Origin of the sequence: Lutibacter citreus, from assembly GCF_003260195.1 — a bacterium.
In the GTDB taxonomy this organism is placed as follows: domain Bacteria; phylum Bacteroidota; class Bacteroidia; order Flavobacteriales; family Flavobacteriaceae; genus Lutibacter; species Lutibacter citreus.
Window position 1 is genome coordinate 81,048 of the sequence record NZ_QEIH01000009.1, and the last position, 21,345, is coordinate 102,392.

General features: G+C 29.0%; 20 protein-coding genes. All 20 read left to right on the forward strand.

Features of this window, described 5'->3' with window-relative positions; all coding sequences use genetic code 11:
• Nucleotides 1-567 (forward strand): dTDP-4-dehydrorhamnose 3,5-epimerase, encoded by a 567-nt coding sequence (gene rfbC, locus DAD81_RS17640; RefSeq protein WP_111709631.1) that lies wholly within the window; start codon nucleotides 1-3, stop codon nucleotides 565-567.
• Nucleotides 567-1,430 (forward strand): dTDP-4-dehydrorhamnose reductase, encoded by an 864-nt coding sequence (rfbD, locus tag DAD81_RS17645; protein ID WP_245949345.1) that lies wholly within the window; start codon nucleotides 567-569, stop codon nucleotides 1,428-1,430. The genes rfbC and rfbD overlap by 1 nt, the downstream gene beginning before the upstream one ends.
• Entirely contained in the window at nucleotides 1,427-2,437 is a 1,011-nt protein-coding gene (gene rfbB / locus DAD81_RS17650) for a dTDP-glucose 4,6-dehydratase (RefSeq protein ID WP_111709633.1), read from the forward strand. Before rfbD ends, rfbB begins: the two co-directional genes overlap by 4 nt.
• A 46-nt stretch (nucleotides 2,438-2,483) precedes the next feature.
• Complete coding sequence (locus DAD81_RS17655) at nucleotides 2,484-3,470, forward strand: SDR family oxidoreductase (RefSeq protein ID WP_111709634.1); 987 nt, start codon at nucleotides 2,484-2,486, stop codon at nucleotides 3,468-3,470.
• A gap of 7 nt (nucleotides 3,471-3,477) precedes the next feature.
• On the forward strand, nucleotides 3,478-4,764 hold the full coding sequence (locus DAD81_RS17660) for a nucleotide sugar dehydrogenase (protein WP_111709744.1): 1,287 nt from the start codon (nucleotides 3,478-3,480) through the stop codon (nucleotides 4,762-4,764).
• Nucleotides 4,765-5,051: 287 nt separating this feature from the next.
• On the forward strand, nucleotides 5,052-6,383 hold the full coding sequence (locus DAD81_RS17665) for a UDP-glucose dehydrogenase family protein (protein WP_111709635.1): 1,332 nt from the start codon (nucleotides 5,052-5,054) through the stop codon (nucleotides 6,381-6,383).
• A 1,024-nt stretch (nucleotides 6,384-7,407) separates the two neighbouring features.
• Nucleotides 7,408-8,376, forward strand: coding sequence for a Gfo/Idh/MocA family protein (locus DAD81_RS17670; RefSeq protein WP_111709636.1), 969 nt, complete (start codon nucleotides 7,408-7,410; stop codon nucleotides 8,374-8,376).
• 489 nt (nucleotides 8,377-8,865) lie between these two features.
• Nucleotides 8,866-9,159, forward strand: coding sequence for a hypothetical protein (locus DAD81_RS20765; protein ID WP_157961178.1), 294 nt, complete (start codon nucleotides 8,866-8,868; stop codon nucleotides 9,157-9,159).
• Between the two features lie 269 nt (nucleotides 9,160-9,428).
• On the forward strand, nucleotides 9,429-10,871 hold the full coding sequence (locus DAD81_RS17680) for a lipopolysaccharide biosynthesis protein (RefSeq protein ID WP_111709638.1): 1,443 nt from the start codon (nucleotides 9,429-9,431) through the stop codon (nucleotides 10,869-10,871).
• Nucleotides 10,868-11,938 carry a DegT/DnrJ/EryC1/StrS family aminotransferase gene (locus DAD81_RS17685; protein WP_111709639.1) on the forward strand — a complete coding sequence of 357 codons (1,071 nt, stop codon included), beginning with the start codon at nucleotides 10,868-10,870 and terminating at the stop codon, nucleotides 11,936-11,938. The genes DAD81_RS17680 and DAD81_RS17685 overlap by 4 nt, the downstream gene beginning before the upstream one ends.
• Nucleotide 11,939: 1 nt before the next feature.
• On the forward strand, nucleotides 11,940-12,650 hold the full coding sequence (locus tag DAD81_RS17690) for a WbqC family protein (protein ID WP_111709640.1): 711 nt from the start codon (nucleotides 11,940-11,942) through the stop codon (nucleotides 12,648-12,650).
• Nucleotides 12,647-13,600, forward strand: coding sequence for a hypothetical protein (locus tag DAD81_RS17695; RefSeq protein WP_111709641.1), 954 nt, complete (start codon nucleotides 12,647-12,649; stop codon nucleotides 13,598-13,600). The genes DAD81_RS17690 and DAD81_RS17695 overlap by 4 nt, the downstream gene beginning before the upstream one ends.
• Nucleotides 13,590-14,150: a GNAT family N-acetyltransferase gene (locus tag DAD81_RS17700; RefSeq protein WP_111709642.1), complete on the forward strand. Its 561-nt coding sequence runs from the start codon at nucleotides 13,590-13,592 to the stop codon at nucleotides 14,148-14,150. Before DAD81_RS17695 ends, DAD81_RS17700 begins: the two co-directional genes overlap by 11 nt.
• Before the next feature lie 9 nt (nucleotides 14,151-14,159).
• Nucleotides 14,160-15,029 carry a glycosyltransferase family 2 protein gene (locus tag DAD81_RS17705; protein WP_111709643.1) on the forward strand — a complete coding sequence of 290 codons (870 nt, stop codon included), beginning with the start codon at nucleotides 14,160-14,162 and terminating at the stop codon, nucleotides 15,027-15,029.
• 13 nt (nucleotides 15,030-15,042) lie between these two features.
• Nucleotides 15,043-16,032: a glycosyltransferase family 2 protein gene (locus DAD81_RS17710; RefSeq protein ID WP_111709644.1), complete on the forward strand. Its 990-nt coding sequence runs from the start codon at nucleotides 15,043-15,045 to the stop codon at nucleotides 16,030-16,032.
• The gene (locus DAD81_RS17715) at nucleotides 16,022-16,858 is read left to right on the forward strand and encodes a polysaccharide pyruvyl transferase family protein (protein WP_111709645.1); all 837 of its coding nucleotides are present in this window, start codon (nucleotides 16,022-16,024) and stop codon (nucleotides 16,856-16,858) included. Before DAD81_RS17710 ends, DAD81_RS17715 begins: the two co-directional genes overlap by 11 nt.
• Before the next feature lie 7 nt (nucleotides 16,859-16,865).
• Nucleotides 16,866-17,969: a polysaccharide pyruvyl transferase family protein gene (locus tag DAD81_RS17720; RefSeq protein ID WP_111709646.1), complete on the forward strand. Its 1,104-nt coding sequence runs from the start codon at nucleotides 16,866-16,868 to the stop codon at nucleotides 17,967-17,969.
• Between the two features lie 3 nt (nucleotides 17,970-17,972).
• Nucleotides 17,973-19,124 carry a glycosyltransferase gene (locus tag DAD81_RS17725; RefSeq protein WP_111709647.1) on the forward strand — a complete coding sequence of 384 codons (1,152 nt, stop codon included), beginning with the start codon at nucleotides 17,973-17,975 and terminating at the stop codon, nucleotides 19,122-19,124.
• A gap of 6 nt (nucleotides 19,125-19,130) precedes the next feature.
• Nucleotides 19,131-20,237 carry a glycosyltransferase family 4 protein gene (locus DAD81_RS17730; RefSeq protein WP_111709648.1) on the forward strand — a complete coding sequence of 369 codons (1,107 nt, stop codon included), beginning with the start codon at nucleotides 19,131-19,133 and terminating at the stop codon, nucleotides 20,235-20,237.
• 1 nt (nucleotide 20,238) lies between these two features.
• Nucleotides 20,239-21,345 carry a glycosyltransferase family 4 protein gene (locus tag DAD81_RS17735; protein ID WP_111709649.1) on the forward strand — a complete coding sequence of 369 codons (1,107 nt, stop codon included), beginning with the start codon at nucleotides 20,239-20,241 and terminating at the stop codon, nucleotides 21,343-21,345.

Genomic DNA, 21,345 nt, shown 5'->3' on the forward strand with positions numbered 1-21,345 from the left:
TTGAAATTAATTAGAACAGAAATACCGGATGTAATACTTTGTAAACCAAATGTTCATAGTGATGACCGTGGTTATTTTTACGAAGTTTTTAAAAAAGAAGTAATAGAAAGTTTTATCGGAGAAACTATAAATTTTTGTCAGGATAACGAAGCCAAATCTTCAAGTAATGTATTAAGAGGATTGCATTATCAATTGCCTCCTTATGCACAATGTAAATTAGTGAGAGTTATAAAAGGAAAGGTATTGGATGTAGTTGTAGATATTAGAAAAGGTTCGAAAACATTTGGGAAAAAAATAGCAGTAGAACTAAGTGAAGAGAATAAATACCAATTGTTTGTGCCTAAGGGTTTTGCACATGGGTATGTTACTCTAGCTGAAGGAACTATTTTTGGCTATAAAGTAGATAACTATTATAATAAAGATTCTGAAAGAGGCATTTTGTTTAGTGACCCTGAATTAAATATAGATTGGCAATTACCAATTGAAACATTAACAATTTCAGAAAAAGATAAGTTGCAACCTCTATTTAAGGATGCTGATGTTTTTGAGCCAAATTTTATAAAATAATGCATATTTTAATTACAGGTTCTAAAGGTCAATTAGGGTCTTCTATAAAGGAACTATCTAAAGAGTTTAATAATTTTAAGTATTTTTTTACAGATAAAGATCCACTAGATATTTCCAATCTTCAATTAGTGGAAAAATTTGTTAATGATAATAGAATTGATGTAATTATTAACTGTGCAGGGTATACTAATGTAGATGGTGCAGAGAATGCATTTAAGTTGGCCAATAAAATTAATCATAAAGCGGTTAAGAATCTTGGACTAATTTCAAAAAAGAATAAAATTAAACTGATTCATATTTCAACGGATTATGTGTTTAAAGGAAATTCGGAAATACCGTATTTAGAGACGGATGTAACTATGCCTAAGAATAATTATGGAGTCTCTAAATTAAAAGGTGAAAAAGCGCTTCTTGAACTAAACCCAAAAAATTGTGTTATTATAAGAACCTCTTGGATGTATTCTTTATATGGCGAAAATTTCATGAAGACAATGTTGAGCTTGTTTAAAGAAAATGAATCAATAAATGTAGTTTCAGACCAAATAGGATCACCAACAAACGCTTTAGATTTAGGACGCGTTATATTAGGTATAATTCCCAAAATTGATAATAAAGATGTTGAGGTGTATCATTATTCAAATAAAGGAATGTGTAGTTGGTATCAATTTTCAAAAGAAATTTTAAAAAACACCAATGAGACATGTATTATAAATCCAGTATCATCAAAAATGTATAAATCAAAGGCTAAAAGACCAAAATTTAGTATATTAGATACTCGAAAAATAGAAGATACATTTAGTATTCAAATTCCTAAATGGGAAGTATCATTAAGCAAATGTTTAAAAAAAATAAATAGTATATGAATTCAATATTAGTAACTGGTGGAGCTGGTTTTGTAGGCTCAAATTTTGTTAAATATTTAATTGATAAACATCCATCATATAAAATAGTAGTTGTTGATTCTTTAACTTATGCAGGTGATGAAGGTAATTTAGATTCGGTTAAAAATTCTAAGAACTACACTTTTGTAAAAGGAAATATCTGTGACCGTGATTTAATGGAGCGTGTTTTTCAACATTATATAGTGCAAGGTGTAATACATTTAGCTGCCGAATCTCATGTAGATAATTCTATAAGTGGGCCTGATGTTTTTATAGAAACAAATGTAAAAGGTACTTTTACATTGTTAGATGTTGCCTACAAATATTGGATGGAAAAACCTTTTGTGATTAAAAATGGTTTTGAAAAAGCACGATTTTTACATGTTTCAACAGATGAAGTTTATGGAACTTTAGGAGAAACAGGTTTGTTTACAGAAAGTACTCCGTATGCTCCAAATTCACCATACAGCGCTTCAAAAGCAAGTAGTGATTTAATAGTTAGAAGTTATTTTCATACCTATGGATTAAATGTAGTTATCACAAATTGTTCAAATAACTATGGGCCAAATCAACATGATGAGAAGCTAATTCCAACGGTAATTAGAAAAGCACTTTCAGGAGAAGCCATTCCTATTTATGGAGATGGTAAAAACATTAGAGATTGGTTGTATGTTTTAGATCATTGCACCGGAATTGAAGCAGTATACGATAGTGGTAATGCAGGTGAGGTTTATAATATTGGAGGAAGAAATGAACGTGATAATAATTATATAGCAACAAAAATTTGTGAAATTTTAGATGAACTTGTACCTAAAGATACTAGTTATAAAGATCAAATAACATATGTTGAAGATAGAGCAGGTCATGATTATAGATATGCCATTGATGCTAGTAAAATTGAAAAAAAATTAGGTTGGAAAGCCAATGAGAATTTTGAAACAGGAATTTTAAAAACTGTTGAGTTTTATGTAAATAAATATAAAAAGTAATATTATATATAAACTGTTGATGTGTATAATTTGAAAAAGATTTAAAATGGAAAATGGATATATAAAAAACAGCAAAATATTGGTTACTGGTGGAGCCGGTTTTATAGGTTCAAATTTATGTGAAGCTTTATTAGAGTTAGATAATGAGGTTGTTTGTTTAGATAATTTTTCAACAGGAAAAAGAGATAATATTGAGCATTTGTTTAAAAACCCTAATTTTCAACTATTAGAAGGTGATATTAGAAACCTTAATAATTGTAAAAATGCATGCGATGGAGTAGATTTTGTATTTCATGAAGCAGCGTTGGGATCAGTGCCACGGTCTATTAAAGATCCTATTACTACAAATGATGTTAATATTTCTGGTTTTTTAAATATGTTAATTGCAGCAAGAGATGCAAGAGTTAAAAGATTTGTATATGCAGCGAGTTCTTCAACATACGGAGACTCAAAAGAACTTCCAAAAGTAGAAGATACAATAGGAAAACCCTTATCACCATATGCCATTACTAAATATGTAAATGAATTATATGCTGATGTTTTTCACAGAACTTATGGTTTAAATACGGTTGGTTTACGTTATTTTAATGTATTCGGCAGAAAGCAAGATCCAAACGGAGCTTATGCGGCGGTAATTCCAAAATTTGTAAAGCAATTTATGAATCATGAATCGCCTATTATTAATGGTAACGGAGAGTTTTCAAGAGATTTTACATATATAGATAATGTTATTCAAATGAATTTGTTAGCTATTAGTTCAACAAACAAAGAAGCATTAAACCAAGTATATAATGTAGCTTACGGTGAACGAACAACATTAAATGATTTAGTTTTAAATTTAAGAAAAAAATTAACCGATTTTGATGAAAAGATAGCCGATGTTAAAATTGAACATGGTCCAAATAGGGTGGGTGATATACCTCATTCATTGGCGTCTATAGAAAAAGCAAAAAAATTATTAGGTTACAATCCACAATTTTCAATTGAAAAAGGGTTGGGAGAAGCAGTTAAATGGTACTGGGAAAATTTATAGAATTAAAATGCAGGAAGATATAAAAATAGCAATAATTGGTTTAGGATATGTAGGTTTGCCATTAGCGCGTTTATTTGCTACAAAATACAATGTTATTGGGTTTGATATTAATAAAGAAAGAGTTTCTCAACTTAAAAAAGGAAACGATGTAACTCTTGAAGTAGAAAATGAAGTTTTGCAAGCCGTTTTAAAAACGGAAGTGGATACTGATGAAAAAGGTTTGTATTGCACCACTTCAATAGAAGATATAAGAGATTGTAATTATTATATAGTAACCGTTCCAACACCAGTAGATAGCAATAATAAGCCAGATTTAACACCGTTGGTAAAATCTAGTGAAACCGTTGGTGCTGTATTAAATCAGAATGATATTGTGATTTACGAATCAACAGTATACCCTGGTGCTACAGAAGAAGTATGTATTCCTATTTTAGAAAAAATTTCTGAATTAACCTTTAATAAAGATTTTTTTGCAGGATATTCTCCAGAACGTATCAATCCAGGAGATAAAGAACATACGGTTGAAAAAATACTAAAAGTTACTGCTGGTTCAACACCTGAAATTGGAGAGAAAGTAAATAAATTATATGCTTCTGTAATTATTGCAGGAACTCACTTAGCACCTTCAATTAAAGTTGCTGAGGCAGCTAAGGTAATTGAGAATTCTCAAAGAGATATTAATATTGCTTTTGTAAATGAGTTGGCAAAAATATTTAATTTATTAAATATTGATACCAGTGCTGTTTTAGAAGCAGCTGGAACAAAATGGAACTTTTTACCGTTTAAACCTGGTCTTGTTGGTGGCCATTGTATTGGTGTTGATCCTTATTATTTAGCTCAAAAGGCGCAAGAAGTTGGGTACCATCCTGAAATTATTTTGGCAGGAAGAAGAATGAATGACAGCATGGGTAATTATGTAGCTTCTGAAGTTGTAAAACTATTGGTGCAGCAAGATATTCATGTAAAAAATGCACGAATATTGGTTCTTGGAATTACTTTTAAAGAAAACTGCCCTGATGTTAGAAATACCAAAGTAGTAGATGTTATCGAAAATTTGGAACAGTTTGGAACCAAGGTAACTGTATATGATCCTTGGGCTGATATTTCTGAAGTAAAAAAGGAATATAATATTGAAACACTTAAAAACATGCCTCAAAATAAATTTGATGGAATTGTTTTGGCAGTATCTCATAAAGAATTTTTGAATATCGATTTCAATAAGTTTTTAAATCCAAATGGAATTATTTATGATGTTAAAGGCTTTTTGAATTGTAAAGTTCAGGGGAAACTTTAATTTATAGTATGCGTTTTCTCAATTTTTTATGAATCACCTATTTATTTTTTTACCTAGGTTTTTTTAAAAGTTAAGGTTTTATTCACTCATTTTAAGAGAGGTAAAAGTATATTTCGGTAGTTGATAATTTACAGTTACAATAGTTTTAAATAGACCGAAATAACCCTTAAAAAAGACGAAGTTATAGCATTTAATCAAAATTATCTTTATTAATTTTGAGATCAAATTTTTCGCTTATAAAAAATGCAGAATTATAGTGTTAGAATTATTTATTTAGAATTGAAAATATGAGAATAGTAGTTATAGGAACAGGTTATGTAGGATTAGTATCAGGAACTTGTTTTTCTGAAATGGGGAATAAAGTAACTTGTGTTGATATAGTTTCAGAGAAAATAGAGAATTTAAAAAAAGGAAAACTTCCAATTTTTGAACCAGGATTAGAAAGCATGGTGTTAAAAAATATGGAGCGAGGTACTTTACAATTTACAACTAATTTAAAAGAAGCTATTATAACCGCAGAAATCGTTTTTATTGCAGTGGGAACACCTATGGGAGATGATGGTTCTGCAGATTTACAATATGTGTTAGAAGTAGCACGTAATATTGGTTCTTTAATGGAGCACAAGTTAATTATTGTAGACAAATCAACTGTGCCAGTAGGTACTGCAGATAAAGTAAAAGCTACTATTCAGCAAGAACTTGATAAAAGAAAGGTGAAAATAGATTTTGAAATTGTATCGAACCCTGAATTTTTAAAGGAAGGAGTTGCCATTCACGATTTTATGAAACCAGACAGGGTTGTAATAGGAGTTGAAGATGATGAAGCATTGGAAAAAATGAAACAGTTGTATGCGCCGTTTTGTATGTCACATGAGCGATTTATTGCAATGGATGTACGTTCAGCCGAAATGACTAAATATGCAGCAAATGCTATGTTAGCTACTAAAATTTCATTTATGAATGAAATTGCAAATATTTGTGAAAAAGTTGGAGCAGATGCCAATCAGGTGCGTATAGGAATAGGGTCAGATAAAAGAATTGGTTATGGATTTATTTATCCTGGTTGTGGATATGGAGGTTCTTGTTTTCCTAAAGATGTAAAAGCCTTAAAAAAAATTGCAGAAGACCATAATTACAATGCTAAATTAATTAGTTCAGTAGAGCAAGTGAATGATGCTCAAAAGTTGGTAATTGCTGAAAAAGTTGTTCGTAAATTCGGTGAAGATTTGTCAGGTAAAACATTTGCAATTTGGGGACTTTCGTTTAAACCAGGTACTGATGATATGCGTGAAGCGCCTTCAATATATATTATAAATGAATTGGTGAGAAGAGGTGCTAAAATTCAAGCATATGATCCAAAGGCAATGGAAGAAGCGCAATTATTTTATTTAAAAGACACTCCTAATGTTAGTTATGTAAATTCTAAATATGAAACTTTAAAAAATTCGGATGCTTTATTATTATTAACCGAATGGAAAGAGTTTCGCTCGCCAGATTTTGATGAAATTAAGTTGCAATTAAATGCACCAATAATATTTGATGGTCGTAATCAGTATAATATTTTTAATTTAGAAGAAAAAGGATTTGAATATTATCAGATAGGGAAAGCAATGAGTTAGTGTATGTGTTTTGCAAGGAACCAAAGCAACGTCATTACGAGGAGCTCAGCAACAAAGCAATCAGATCTTTAAGTTGAAATTTAATAGCACTACGTCATTGCGAGGAGCTCAGCAACGAAGCAATCAGATCTTTATAAGTTGAAATTTAATAGCACTACGCCATTACGAGGAGCTCAGCAACGAAGCAATCTCATCATTTTAAGTTGAAATTTAATAGCACTACGTCATTGCGAGGAGCTCAGCAACGAAGCAATCTGATCTTTTAAGTTGAAATTTAACATCATAACGTCATTACGAGGAGCTCAGCAACGAAGCAATCTCATCATTTTAAGTTGAAATTTAATAGCACTAAGTCATTGCGAGGAGTTCAGCAACGAAGCAATCTGATCTTTTAAGTTGAAATTTAATAGCACTACGTCATTGCGAGGAGCTTAGCAACGAAGCAATCTCATCATTTTAAGTTGAATTTTAATAGCACTAAGTCATTGCGAGGAGCTTAGCAACGAAGCAATCTCATCATTTTAAGTTGAATTTTAATAGCACTAAGTCATTGCGAGGAGCTTAGCAACGAAGCAATCTGATCTTTTAAGTTGAAATTTAATAGCACTAAGTCATTGCGAGGAGCTTAGCAACGAAGCAATCTGATGATTTTAAGTTGAAATTTAATAGCACTACGTCATTGCGAGGAGCTCAGCAGCGAAGCAATCTCATCATTTTAAGTTGAAATTTAATAGCACTACGTCATTGCGAGGAGCTCAGCAACGAAGCAATCTCATGAACAATACTTTATAAGCAAATCATTGTGTTATTGTTACACTGAACTTATCAAAGGGAGTGTGTTTTTGTTAAAATTGTACTGCAGAACTAAATTCCGCATATTGTTTTTTATTTAAAATTAACGTATTCGTGAATTTTCAAATGTAGCATATCGTCTTTTAAAATAAAATTGTAATTATTTATAAAAGAACGCTACATTATTTATAAATTTGAAATTCAAAAAATTAGTTAAAAGAGTTAATACTATATGAAAAATTTCGCATTAATAGGAGCAAGTGGATATATAGCTCCACGTCATATGAAAGCAATAAAAGAAACCAATAATAATTTGGTAGCTGCTTTAGATAAATTTGATAGTGTTGGAATAATTGATAGTTTTTTTCCAGGTGCTGATTTTTTTACTGAATTTGAACGTTTTGATCGTCATATTTCAAAACTAGTTCATGATAAAAAAACAACTTTAGATTATGTAAGTATTTGTACTCCAAACTATTTACATGATGCTCATATACGTTTTGCGTTAAGACAAGGAGCAGATGCAATTTGCGAAAAACCATTGGTGTTAAATCCTTGGAATATTGATGCTTTAGCAAAGATAGAAAAAGAAACAGGCAATAAAATTCATAATATTTTACAGTTAAGAGTACATCCTAGTATTATAGCATTAAAAGAAAAAATTGCAAACGGACCAAAAGATAAAGTTTATGATGTTGATTTAACATACTTAACATCTCGTGGTCATTGGTATTATACCTCTTGGAAAGGAGATGTATCAAAATCAGGAGGAATTGCAAGTAATATAGGCGTTCATTTTTTTGATATGCTTTCTTGGATTTTTGGAGATTTAAAACAAAACGTAGTACATGTAAATACACACGATAGATCTGCAGGTTATTTAGAATTTGAAAAAGCAAGAGTTCGTTGGTTTTTATCAATAAATTATGATGTACTTCCAGAAGAAATAAAAGCAAAAGGTCAGCGAACGTACAGATCTATTACTATTGAAGGAGAAGAATTAGAATTTAGTGGAGGTTTTACAGACCTGCACACAGTTTCTTATCAAGAAATTTTAAAAGGAAATGGTTATGGAATAGAAGCTCCACGACAAGCAATTGAGATAGTACACAATATTCGTCATGCCGCTCCAATTGGAGCAAAAGGAGAGTATCATCCATTTGTAAAAAAACCATTGGCAAAGCATCCGTTTGAAAAATAAATAATACGTCATTGCGAGCAGCCAATGCTAGGAAGCAATCTACATTTTACAATTCATTTTTTATTTACCGTCATCGCTAGGAAGAGTTTGCAATGCAATAAAAACACATCTGCGGCAATCTCATGAACACACCACGTCATTGCGAGGAAGAGTTTGCAATGAAATAAAAACACATCCGTGGCAATCTCATGAACACACCACGTCATTGCGAGGAAGTGTTTGCAATGCAATGAAAACACATCTGCGGCAATCTCATGAAAAGAAAAGTAAGCTCTTCACTACCTCCCCAACTGTAAACATTTTATACCCTGTCATTGCGAGGAAGTGTTTGCAATGAAATAAAAACACATCCGTGGCAATCTCATGAACACACCACGTCATTGCGAGGAAGAGTTTGCAATGCAATAAAAACACATCCGTGGCAATCTCATGAAAAGAAAATTAAACTCTTCTCAACCTCTTCAACTGTAAACATTTTATAACCCGTCATTGCGAAGAAGTGTTTACAATGCAATAAAAACACATCCGTGGCAATCTCATGAACACACCACGTCATTGCGAGGAAGTGTTTGCAATGAAATAAAAACACATCCGTGGCAATCTCATGAACATACCACGTCATTGCGAGGAAGAGTTTGCAATGAAATGAAAACACATCCGTGGCAATCTCATGAAAAGAAAATTAAACTCTTCTCAACCTCTTCAACTGTAAACATTTTATATCCTGTCATTGCGAGGAAGTGTTTGCAATGCAATGAAAACACACCTGCGGCAATCTCATGAAAAGAAAAGAAAATTACGGTATTTATGAATCTTCAATAGCAATATCTTGCAATTTTAAGTTTATACACTGTTTTTAATGCTTTTTTAAGCAGGAATTACCATAATATAATAGGGTTATTTATTAAAAATACTAATACCGTTTTTAAATACATTATTAAATAGTAATATTGCAATAATTAAACAAATAAACATTAACGCAAGATTAAAATTATATCTTTGTTAATAGTTTTTTAACCCCATAATTTCCAGAGTTAATAAAAGATTAAATCTTGAGCGAATTAAAGAAAAAAGCATTATCTGGAGTATTTTGGACTGCCATACAACAATTTGGTAATAAAGGAATAGGTTTCTTTATTTCAATATTATTAGCACGTTTACTACTTCCAGAAGAGTTTGGACTTATTGCCATGATTGGAATTTTTATGGGCTTGGGTTCAATTTTAATGAATGCAGGGCTTGGCTCTTCACTTATAAGAACCGACAACCCAACACAGGAAGATTATTCTACAGTATTCTTTTTTAATTTAATAGGCAGTATTGTAATGTATGTAATACTATTTGCAACCGCACCTTTTATAGCCGATTTTTATGATCAAGAAATTTTAACCTCAATAACAAGATGGTATGGCGTTATTTTTATAATCAATGCTTTTTCAATGGTTCAAAGTACTCGCTTAACCAAGCTTATGGATTTTAAAACTCAAATGAAAATTTCCATTCCTTCAACAGTTATAGGTGGTTTATCAGGAGTTATTTTTGCTTATTTGGGTTATGGTGTTTGGAGCTTGGTTTATATGGCTATTATACAATCTGCCGTAAGTACATTGCAATTATGGTTTTATACAAAATGGAAACCATCATGGAGTTTTAACAAAGAAAAATTTAACTATCATTTTAACTATGGTTATAAACTCACTTTATCTGGAATATTAGATGTGATTTTTTTAAATGTTTATACTATTATTATTGGTAAATTTTTTGCCCCTGCACAAGTTGGTTTTTATAATAGAGCAGACAGTTTAAAACAATTTCCTGTTACTAATATTTCTACTATTTTAAATAAAGTTACTTTTCCTTTATTTGCTGAAATTAAAAATGATGATGTACGCTTAAAAAGTGTCTATAAAAAAATTATGCAATTGGTAATTTTTCTTGTTGCACCTCTATTATTAATAATGGTGGTATTAGCAGAGCCGTTGTTTCGGTTTTTATTTACTGAAAAATGGTTACCTGCCGTACCTTATTTTCAAATACTGTGTTGGAATGGTATTTTGTTCCCAATCCACGCCTATAATTTAAATGTATTAAAAGTGAAAGGTAGGAGTGACTTGTTTTTAAAATTAGAAATTGTTAAAAAAATAATGATTGTATTAGTGGTTGCTGTTTCCTTTCATTTTGGTATTTATGGCTTGTTGTATGGGGCTGTTTTTACTTCAGTTGTTGGTTTTTTTATCAATACGCATTATTCAGGAAAGTTTATTAACTATACAGCATGGGAACAAACCAAAGATCTAGTACCTATTATTTTTATGGCTTTTATAGCAAGTGTTTTCGTCTATTTTGAAGACCATTTTTTAAAGGACAAAATAAACTATGATGCTCTCCGTTTGGTAATTGGGGGTTTGTTAGGCGCAGGAATATACTTGTTTTTAGCAGTAGTATTTAAAATAAATTCTTTAACAGAATTAAAAAATATAATTAAAAGGAAATGATAAACGTTACCAAAACATTTTTACCGCCTATTGAAGAATACCAACAACAATTGAGCCGTATATGGAAAAATGAATGGATAACAAACCGTGGAGAATTGTTACTTGAATTAGAAGAACAACTAAAACATTACCTAAATGTTTCTTCTGTTGTTTGTATGAATAACGGTACCATACCATTACAAATTGCCTTAAAGCTTTTTGGAAATAATGGAGAAATAATAACCACACCATTTAGTTATGTAGCTTCAACTTCAACAATTGTTTGGGAAAATTGTACTCCAGTTTTTGTAGATATTCATCCAGAGTATTTAACAATTGATGAAACAATGATAGAAGCTGCCATAACTTCAAAAACAACCGCTATTTTAGCTACGCATGTGTTTGGTAATCCTTGTAATGTTGAGGTAATTGAAGCCATAGCTACCAAACACAATTTAAAAGTAATTTACGATGCCGCCCATTGTTTTGGTGTAACTTTTAATGGGAACTCACTTTTTAATTATGGAGATATAAGTACTTGTAGTTTTCACGCAACAAAAGTATTTCATACTGGTGAAGGTGGTGCGTTATTTTGTAATAATAAAAATTATGAATTACAAAGTTTTTACAGTCATAATTTTGGGCATAAATCTGCAACAGAATTTTATGGTGTAGGTGTTAACGGAAAGCTTTCCGAAATGCAAGCAGCCATGGGCTTAACGGTATTACCGTATATGCCTAAAATATTGGAAGGAAGAAAAAATGTGGTAGATTATTATAATAAAAATTTAGATTTTTCTAAATTAAATAAAATGAGCTTAAGAGCTGGTACAGCATGGAATTATAGTTACTATCCTGTTATTTTTAAAAACGAAGCAACCTTATTAAAGGTTCAAAAAGCTTTAAATGCAGTTCAAATATACCCTCGTAGATATTTTTATCCATCGTTAAATACCTTAAATTATGTTGGTAAACAAAAAATGCCAGTTTCTGAAAGTATTGCTGAATGTATTTTGTGTTTGCCATTATATTGCAATTTGAATACGGAGGATATAGAAAATATTATATCAATTATTAATAAATACTAGTATGAAAATTGCTATTATGCAGCCTTATTTGTTTCCTTATATAGGATATTTTCAGCTAATTAATGCTGTTGATAAGTTTATAATCTACGATGATGTAAATTTTATTAAACAAGGTTGGATAAATAGAAATCAAGTTTTGGTGCAAGGTTCTAAACAATTGTTTACGGTACCATTACAAAAACAAAGTTCTTTTTTAAAAATTAATGAAACTTTTATAAATGAGAAGCAGTTTGAGAAATGGAAAATTAAATTTTTAAAAACAGTAGAACAATCCTACAAAAAAGCCACCTTCTATGAGCAAGCAAATCAGTTAATTAATAATATTTTATCAAATGTGAATGACAAAGTTACTATTTCAAAAATAGCAGTAAAAAGTCTTGTAGAGATCAGTAACTTTTTAGAGTTAAAAACAGAGTTTGTTTTAACTTCATCTTTGTATAATAATGTTACCTTAAAAGGTAAAGACAGAATTATAGATATTTGTAAAAAAGAACAAGCTAAAAAGTATATTAATCCAATTGGTGGAGTTGATTTATATAATAAAGAAGATTTTTATAAAGAAAATATTCAATTGAATTTTTTGAAATCAAACAGTATAGAATATAAACAGTTTAATGATGAATTTGTACCATGGTTGTCTATAATTGATGTAATAATGTTTAATTCAAAGGAAGAGGTAAAAGAAATGTTGAATAATTATACTTTAATATGAAAGCTATTGGAGGTTATTTTGAATTGGAACTCAATAAAGGAGAAGAGTATCATAAAAAAGCTATCAGCCTAAATACTGGGCGTAATGCTTTAGAATATATTTTATTGGCTAATGGGTATAAAAAAATTTATTTACCATTTTTTACTTGTGATGTTTTGTTAGAGCCAATACAAAAACTTAAAATTGAAGTAGTATTTTATAATATAAATGAGCTTTTAGAGCCCGTTTTTGATTTTAATAGCATTAAACATAATGAAGCTTTTTTATATACTAATTATTTTGGTTTGAAGGATAGCTACATAAATGTTTTAGCTAAAAGTTGCAAGAATTTAATAATTGATAACGCACAATCTTTTTATTCCAAACCAATAAAAGGTGTGGATACGTTTTATTCACCAAGAAAATTTTTTGGTGTACCTGATGGTGCTTATTTATATAGCAATAAAAATTTAGATATTGATTTAGAGAAAGACGTTTCATACAATAGATTTGAGCATTTATTAAGAAGGATTGATACGAGTGCAGAAGATGGCTATTCCTATTTTAAAGAGAATGATGAAAAGCTATCAAAGCAACCAATTAAAAAAATGGCGAAGCTTACACAACTTATTTTATCCAATATTGATTATAGAAGTTGTGCAAATAAACGACGACAAAATTTTAACTATTTACATGATATTTTAAATAAAACTAATTTGTTAGAAGTAGTTGTACAAGGGGAGAGTGTTCCTATGGTTTACCCATATTGGTGTGAAGATATTGGATTAAGAGAACGGTTAATTAATAATAAAGTATACACAGCAACTTATTGGCCAAATATTTTAGAATGGTGTACTAAGGATGATTTAGAATTTAAACTAGCCAGTGATATAGTATATTTGCCTATAGATCAAAGGCAAACAGAAAAGGAATTGGTTGAAATTATAAAGATTATAAAAAATGAATATTGAAGGTAAATTAGTAACGCTTAAAGCAATTGAACAGGAAGATTTAGCATTATTAAATAAATGGGGTAACGAACCTGAAATACAATATTGGCTAGGAGGTTGGCATTTTCCAACAAGTATGGGTGATATTCAAAAATGGCAATCTAATTTATCTGTAATGTCTTTAAATCAACGGTTTGCGATACATACAGATGAGTTAGGACTAATTGGTACTGCTAATTTAGTAGAAATTGACTGGAAAAATAAAAATGCATTTCATGGAATGCTTTTAGGTGATAAAGAAATAAGAGGTAAGGGTTATGCAGTAGATACTGTAATGGCAATAATGAAATATGCTTTTGAAGAATTAGGTTTACAAAGGTTGAATGGAGATATGATTGAATACAATATTGCTTCTTTAAAAATGTATATTGGTAAGTGTGGCTGGAAAGAAGAAGGGATACAACGTAATTTTTATTTTAGAAAAAATAAATTTTGGGATAAAATTATAGTGGGCATAACTAGAGATGATTATTTTGAATTAATTGGGCAGAATAACTACTGGATTAAGTAGAGTAATAATATGAATGATAAGTTATTAGTTAGTATATGTTGTATTACATATAATCATGAAAAATTCATTAAACAATGTTTAGATGGTTTTTTAATGCAGCAAACTAATTTTGAGTTTGAAATATTAATACATGACGATGCTTCTACAGATGGAACAGTAGCTATTATTAGTGAATATGAAAATAAATACCCAAACATTATAAAACCAATTTACCAAAAAGAAAATCAATTTTCACAAGGTATTAATCCAGATTTTACATATAATTACCCAAGAGCCAAAGGCAAATACATAGCTATTTGCGAAGGTGACGATTATTGGACAGATCCTTTAAAATTACAAAAACAAGTAGATTTTTTGGAGGCTAACACAAGTGTTGTTATTTGTGGTACGCAAGTAAAAAAGCTTACAAAAGATAAAGTTTTAAAAAATAAGAGTTATAAAAATTTTAAAGGGAAAAATAAGCTGTTTTTTTCTAGAAAAGATGTTTTAAAACACAATCCTTTTGATACTTGTTCGGTAGTATTTAAAAATATAAAAATACCTAAAAATTTATTTAAAAATTATAATGCTTCAGATTGGGTATTATACTTGTTTTTATTAAAGAAAGGAAAAGGTTGTATTTTAAATATATGTACAGCTGTTTATAATTACCATGGCAACGGTATTGCTTCTTCTTTAACGCATACTACCTATTTGCAAAAAAGGTTAAAGGATATTTTGATATTTGTAACAGACAATAAAAAGGATAAAAAAATAATAAAAAAAACTGGACTTTTTATTATTTGGAATTATGTGAAACAAGCAATTCGGTTTAAAAAAGAATTTATAATGGCATTGCATTATAATAGAAAATTAATAATTGAGTTTGTATTAAATTAAAATATTATAATCTATGAATACCCCAATGGTAAGTGTTGTTTGTTTTGTATATAATCACGAAAAATATATTAAAGATGCATTGGACGGTTTTATAATGCAAAAAACATCATTTCCTATAGAAGTGATTGTGCATGATGATGCTTCTACAGATAGTTCTGCTTTAATAATTAAGGATTATGAAGAAAAATATCCAGAAATAATAAAACCAATTTATCAAAAAATAAATCAATATTCAATTGAAAAAGGAATTGTATCTGAAATTTGTTTTAACAAAGCTAAAGGCAAATACATTGCTATGTGCGAAGGCGATGACTATTGGACAGACCCGCTAAAATTGCAAAAACAAGTGAATGCATTAGAAGTAAATCCGGATATTGATATATGTTCACATGCTTCCATAATTTTTAATGATGATAAAAAAGAAAATGTAGGTATTGTAGGTAATAATGGGAAAAAAGAAAGAGTGATACCAACTAAAGAAGTAATTTTGAAATTTGGATATGTGTGTCCTATGCAGTCAATTATTATTAGAAACAATAGAATTGACGAGTTTAAAACATTGTCTTTAAGTGCATATGGAGGTCATGGAATTATGCAAGTACTTTGGTCACATCCAAATGGTGTTTTGTATTTACCTGATATAATGGGTGTTTACAGGTCTAATTCAGAGAATTCAGTAACAAAAAATGTATTAACAAATAAGAAGTATTATTTCAAAGTATTAAAAAAACAAATTGAAAAATTAAAAGAATTAGATGCACATTTTAATTTTATTTATGCTAAAGAATTCTTTGTTAAAATAACAGAGGTTAATCAAAAAATATTGAGTTCAAGAATATTAAGTGAATATGATAAATTAAATTTTATTAGAGATAATAAATTAAAGATGAGTCTAATACAAACACTAAATTTATTATTTAAAGGGTGGATTTCAAAAATTAAATATAATCTTTTAAAAATTGGTATTGTAAAAAGTATAAGAAACAGAAATAATGTTTATTAAAAAAGGATATATAAATTTAAGAGGTTATTTAAAAAATTTTAAAATTCTCATTTTAAATTTTTCGGAAAAATCACATAAAGCTTTTTGGTTTGAAGATGCCAATAATTTTGGAGATGTAATTACACCAAAATTATTGAAATGGTTAGGAGCTGAAAGTGTTGTTAAAATAGATACGGCATATTATCCTTTTGAAAATTATTTAACAATAGGGTCAATTTTATCATTATCAAATAAAAAATCTATTGTTTGGGGGTCAGGATTTATAAGCGCAAATAATGTTTTTAAACATGGGAGTCCTAAAAAAATATTAGCAGTAAGAGGTCCTTTAACAAGAAATAGAGTTTTAGAATTAGGAGTTGATTGTCCTGAGGTTTATGGAGATCCAGCTTTGTTATTACCTAGGTTTTATAAATCAAAAGGTATTAAAAAAAGATATAAACTAGGAATTATACCTCATTATAATGATAAAAATAATAAATGGTTGCAAGATAAATTTTTGGATAATGTTTTAATTATTGATGTTCAAAATAAAAATATATTTGAATTTATAGACCAAATTAATAGTTGTGAAAAAATAGCTTCAAGTTCTTTACACGGTATTATAGTTGCGGATGCCTATGGAATTCCATCTTTATGGCTAGAGTTTTCAGAATTAATGGGTAAAAACTTTAAATTTATAGATTATTTCCAGTCTGTAGGTAGGTTAGATAAAATGCCAATAAAAATGGATGAAACTATTTCAATTGAATTTATTTTAAGTCGTTTTTATTCTTACAAAATTAATATAGACTTAGATAAGCTTTTTGAAAGTTGTCCTATAAAATAAAAATATCATGAAAATTAAAACTATTACTTGTCATGAAGTTTATAATTATGGAGCTAGTTTACAAGAGTATGCCTTGCTAAAATACCTTGAAGAATTAGGGCATAAAGCGCAGGCAATACATTATAAACCATTTTATTTAAGTAATCATTTTAATTTACTGTCCGTTTCCCCAAAATACAATTCATTTCCTGTTAAGTACATTTATTTATTAGTAAAATTACCAGGAAGGTTAAAAGCTTTAAAGAGAAAGAAGGCATTCGATAAATTTTCGAAAAAATATATAAAAACTGGAGAGCACTTATATAAAAACAATCAAGAGTTAAAAAATAACTTACCTATTGCAGATGCGTATATTTGTGGAAGTGATCAGATTTGGAATTCTTTTTTCCAAAATGGGAAAGATTCTGCTTTTTATTTAGATTTTGTGCCAGATGATAAACTTAAAATATCTTATGCAGCAAGTTTTGCTATTGATAGTATTGCGGATAAGCTAAAACCATTTGTAAAAGAAAAAGTTAAAAGAATAAACCATATTTCAGTAAGAGAGACGTCTGGTATAACTATTTTAAATGAATTAGGAATTGAAAATGTAGCACAAGTATTAGATCCAGTATTTTTATTGTCAGCTACCTATTGGAAATCTACTTTTGTAAAACCGATAAAAGACAATTATATTTTTGTTTATGATTTTGATAGTAATCATTCTATAAAAAAAATTGCTAAAAAAATAGCTGCGGAAAATAATTTAAGAATAGTAACGGTTAATAAAAACATTAAATACGCTCAAGATAATTATTGGTTAAAAGGACCCGAGTTTTTTTTATCATTAATTGCAAATGCGCAGTTTGTAATTTCAAATTCTTTTCATGCGGTTGCTTTTTCTTTAATTTTTGAAAAACAATTTTTGGTAGTAAATAGAAAAGAAAAAATTAATACTAGAATGAGGGATTTACTAGCTTTAGTAAATTTATCACATCTTATTGTTGATGAAACTGAACTTAATGGAAATAGTTATGGTATTAATACAATAAAATCATATAAAGAGATTAGTAGTAAATTAGAAAATTTAGTTTCTAAATCGAAACTTTTTTTAGAAAAGGCATTAAATTAAAGTATGAAAAAAGTTGTTTTTATAATAGAATCTTTACAATGCGGAGGAGCTGAAAAAAGTTTAATTACCTTATTAAATTTGCTAGATTATTCAGTATTTCAAGTGGATTTAATTTTATTTAATTCTGGTGGTGAATTTGAGAAGTTTGTTCCAAAAGAAGTTACAATTATAAATAAACCACTTTTTAAGAATGTAAATGTTTTTAATAAATTTTATAAAAAAATAGAATTTTGGATTTTAAGAAAATTCACTAAAAATAAGCATACTGCACAAAATTTTTGGAATGCATATCAGCACTTAATAAATACACATGCAGTTTACTACGATGTTGCAATTGCGTATAATCAGGGTTTTGCAACCTATTATTTGGCAACTAAAATGTCAGCATCTAAAAAAATTGCTTGGGTAAATACTGATTATCAAAAAGCGGGTTATAATGCAGCAATTGATTTTCAATTTTACAAAAAGCTAAATACTATTGTTGCAGTATCTGAAGAATGTAAACAATCTTTAAAAGCTGCATTTAATAACTATAATTTAAATGCTACTATTGAGGTAATTCCTGATATTTTAGATACTACTACTATTAAAGAAAAAGCAGGTAGCAAAATTGAAAATTTAAATTTTGATACTAATTTAATAAATATTGTTACTGTTGGAAGGCTGGCAGAGGTAAAAGGGTACCAATTAGCTATCAATGCTTGTAAAATTTTAGTGGAAAGAGGATTTTCAATAAAATGGTATGTTATTGGTGAAGGTTCAGAAAGAGAAAAATTAGAAAAGCATATTAAAAATAGTAATTTAGAAAACGTATTTAATTTAATTGGCTATAAAGAAAATCCATATCCATATATTAATACTTGTGATATTTATGTGCAAACTTCTTTATTTGAAGGTTTAGGTTTAACACTAATTGAAGCAAGTATTTTAAATAAACCAATTGTAAGTACAAATTTTCCAACAGCATTTTCAATTTTAGAGCCTAATAAAACAGGCTTAATTGCAGCAATGGATGCAGTTTCAATTGCAGATGCCATACAAACAATAATTGAAAATGATGATTTAAAAAATAAATTAATAGAGAATTTAAAAAAGCAAAAAAATACTAGAAAAGAAGAGTCCATAAGTTTAGTAAATAAATTATTGTTAAGTTAATTATATATGAAACTTCTCTACATTACAAATGCAATTAATGGTTCTGGAGGTTTGGAACGTGTATTGGCTGTAAAAGCAAGTTATTTAGTGGATAAGTTTGGCTACGAAGTTCATATTTTAACCTTAAATGATGGTGATAAAAAACCATTTTATAATTTTAGCAGTGCATTAAAATTTCATGACATAAAAGTTGGAGGCAACCCAATTAATTATTTTTTAAGCTATAGAAAAGGAATTAAACAGGTTTTAAAAAATATAAAACCAGCTATTATTTCGGTTTGTGATGATGGTTTAAAAGGGCTGTTGTTTCCAATTATTTTTGGAAAGAAAATACCTGTTATTTATGAGCGACATGCTTCTTTAGATTTTAATTTTATTTCAGAAACAAACAAATCAGCAAATCAAAAGTTAAAAAATTATTGTGTACAATTGGTAATGGTTTGGGGAGCAAAAAAGTTTAATGCTTTTGTAATTCTTACCAATGGGAATAAAAAAGATTGGAATAAAGTTAATTGTACAGTAATTCCAAATCCTGCTCCATTTCAAGAATTTGATCAAGATTTTAAAAAACCTAAAAAAAATCTGGTTTTAGCAGTCGGAACCCAAAGTTTTAATAAAGGTTTTGATAGGTTAATTTCCATTTGGGGAATGATTGTAAAAAAACACCCTGATTGGAGGTTGGAAATTTATGGGAAGCAAAATAAAAAACTTAATTTGCAACAAATAATAAAGAAACAGGGTTTAAGTAATAGCTTAATCTTAAATGACCCAATTAAAAATATAGCAGATAAATACGCTGAAGCATCTATATTTGTACTACCATCAAGATCAGAAGGCTTTGGTATGGTTTTAATAGAAGCAATGAGTTTTGGAGTTCCCTGTGTGGCATTTGATTGCCCACATGGACCGGCAGATATAATAAAAAATAATGAGGATGGTTATGTAGTTGATAATGGAAATATAGAAGAATTTGCAGAAAAGTTAGCTGATATCATAGAAAATCAAGAAAAAAGAGAGCAAATGAGTGAGGAGGCAAAAATAAATGTAAAACGTTATGCCCCAGAAAAAATAATCCCAATTTGGGATACCTTATTTAAAAGCTTAATAAAGTAGCATGAAAATAGTTTATAGTACAGATCAAGTATATCTTCATGGAGGTATTGAAAAGGTATTGGCTCAAAAGTTAAACTATTTGGTTCAGATTCCAGATTATGAAGTTCATTTAATTACAACTGAGCAAAAAGGTAAAGCGTTTTGTTATACAATTTCAGATAAAGTAATTCACCATGATTTGGATATTAATTATGTAAGGACAAAAAGTTATTTTAATCCAACTAACCTTAACAAAGTTCCGAAACATCTGAAAAGATTAAAAAACAAGTTAAGTGAAATTAATCCGGATGTGTTAATTGTTTGTAATTATGCTTTTGATTTTTATTTTATTCCTTTTATAAGTGGTAACATAAAAACAATAAAAGAGTTTCATGCTTCTAGGTATTATTATGTAAAGCACTTGCCAAAAGCTAGTTTTTTAAAAAAAATAATGCACACAATTAATACTACTATTGAAAAAAAATACACACATGTAGTTGTATTAAATCCTGATGAGCAAAAATATTATAAATCTAATAATGTAGTGGTAATTCCCAATGCCATTAAATTGGAAGTTAAAGGAAATAATGTAAAACGAAACCATACTATTATTGCAGCAGGTAGAATTGCTGAAGTAAAACAATTTGATCATTTAATAAAAACTTGGGGTTTAATTGTGGACAGGTTTCCAGATTGGGAAGTTTATATTTATGGAGAAGGAAATAAGTTATTATTGGATACATTAAATAATTTAATTAAAGAATTATCCGTTTCAAACATACAATTTAAAGGAGCTACCAGTAAACTAGAAGAAAAAATGCAAGAAGCATCTATTTACGCACTAACCTCTGAAACGGAATGTTTTCCTATGGTGTTGTTGGAATCTTTATCTTGTGGTTTGCCTATTGTTTCGTATGATTGTCCACATGGCCCAAGAAATATTATAACAAATGGGGAGGATGGTATTTTAGTGAAACACAATAAAATAGAAGCTTTTTCGGTTGAGATAGCTACCTTAATTGAAAATCCAGAGAAAAGAAAATTAATGAGGCAAGCTGCATTAAAAAATATAGAGCGTTTTAACGAAAATAAAGTGATGGAAAAATGGTTAAACCTTTTTAAAGAATAA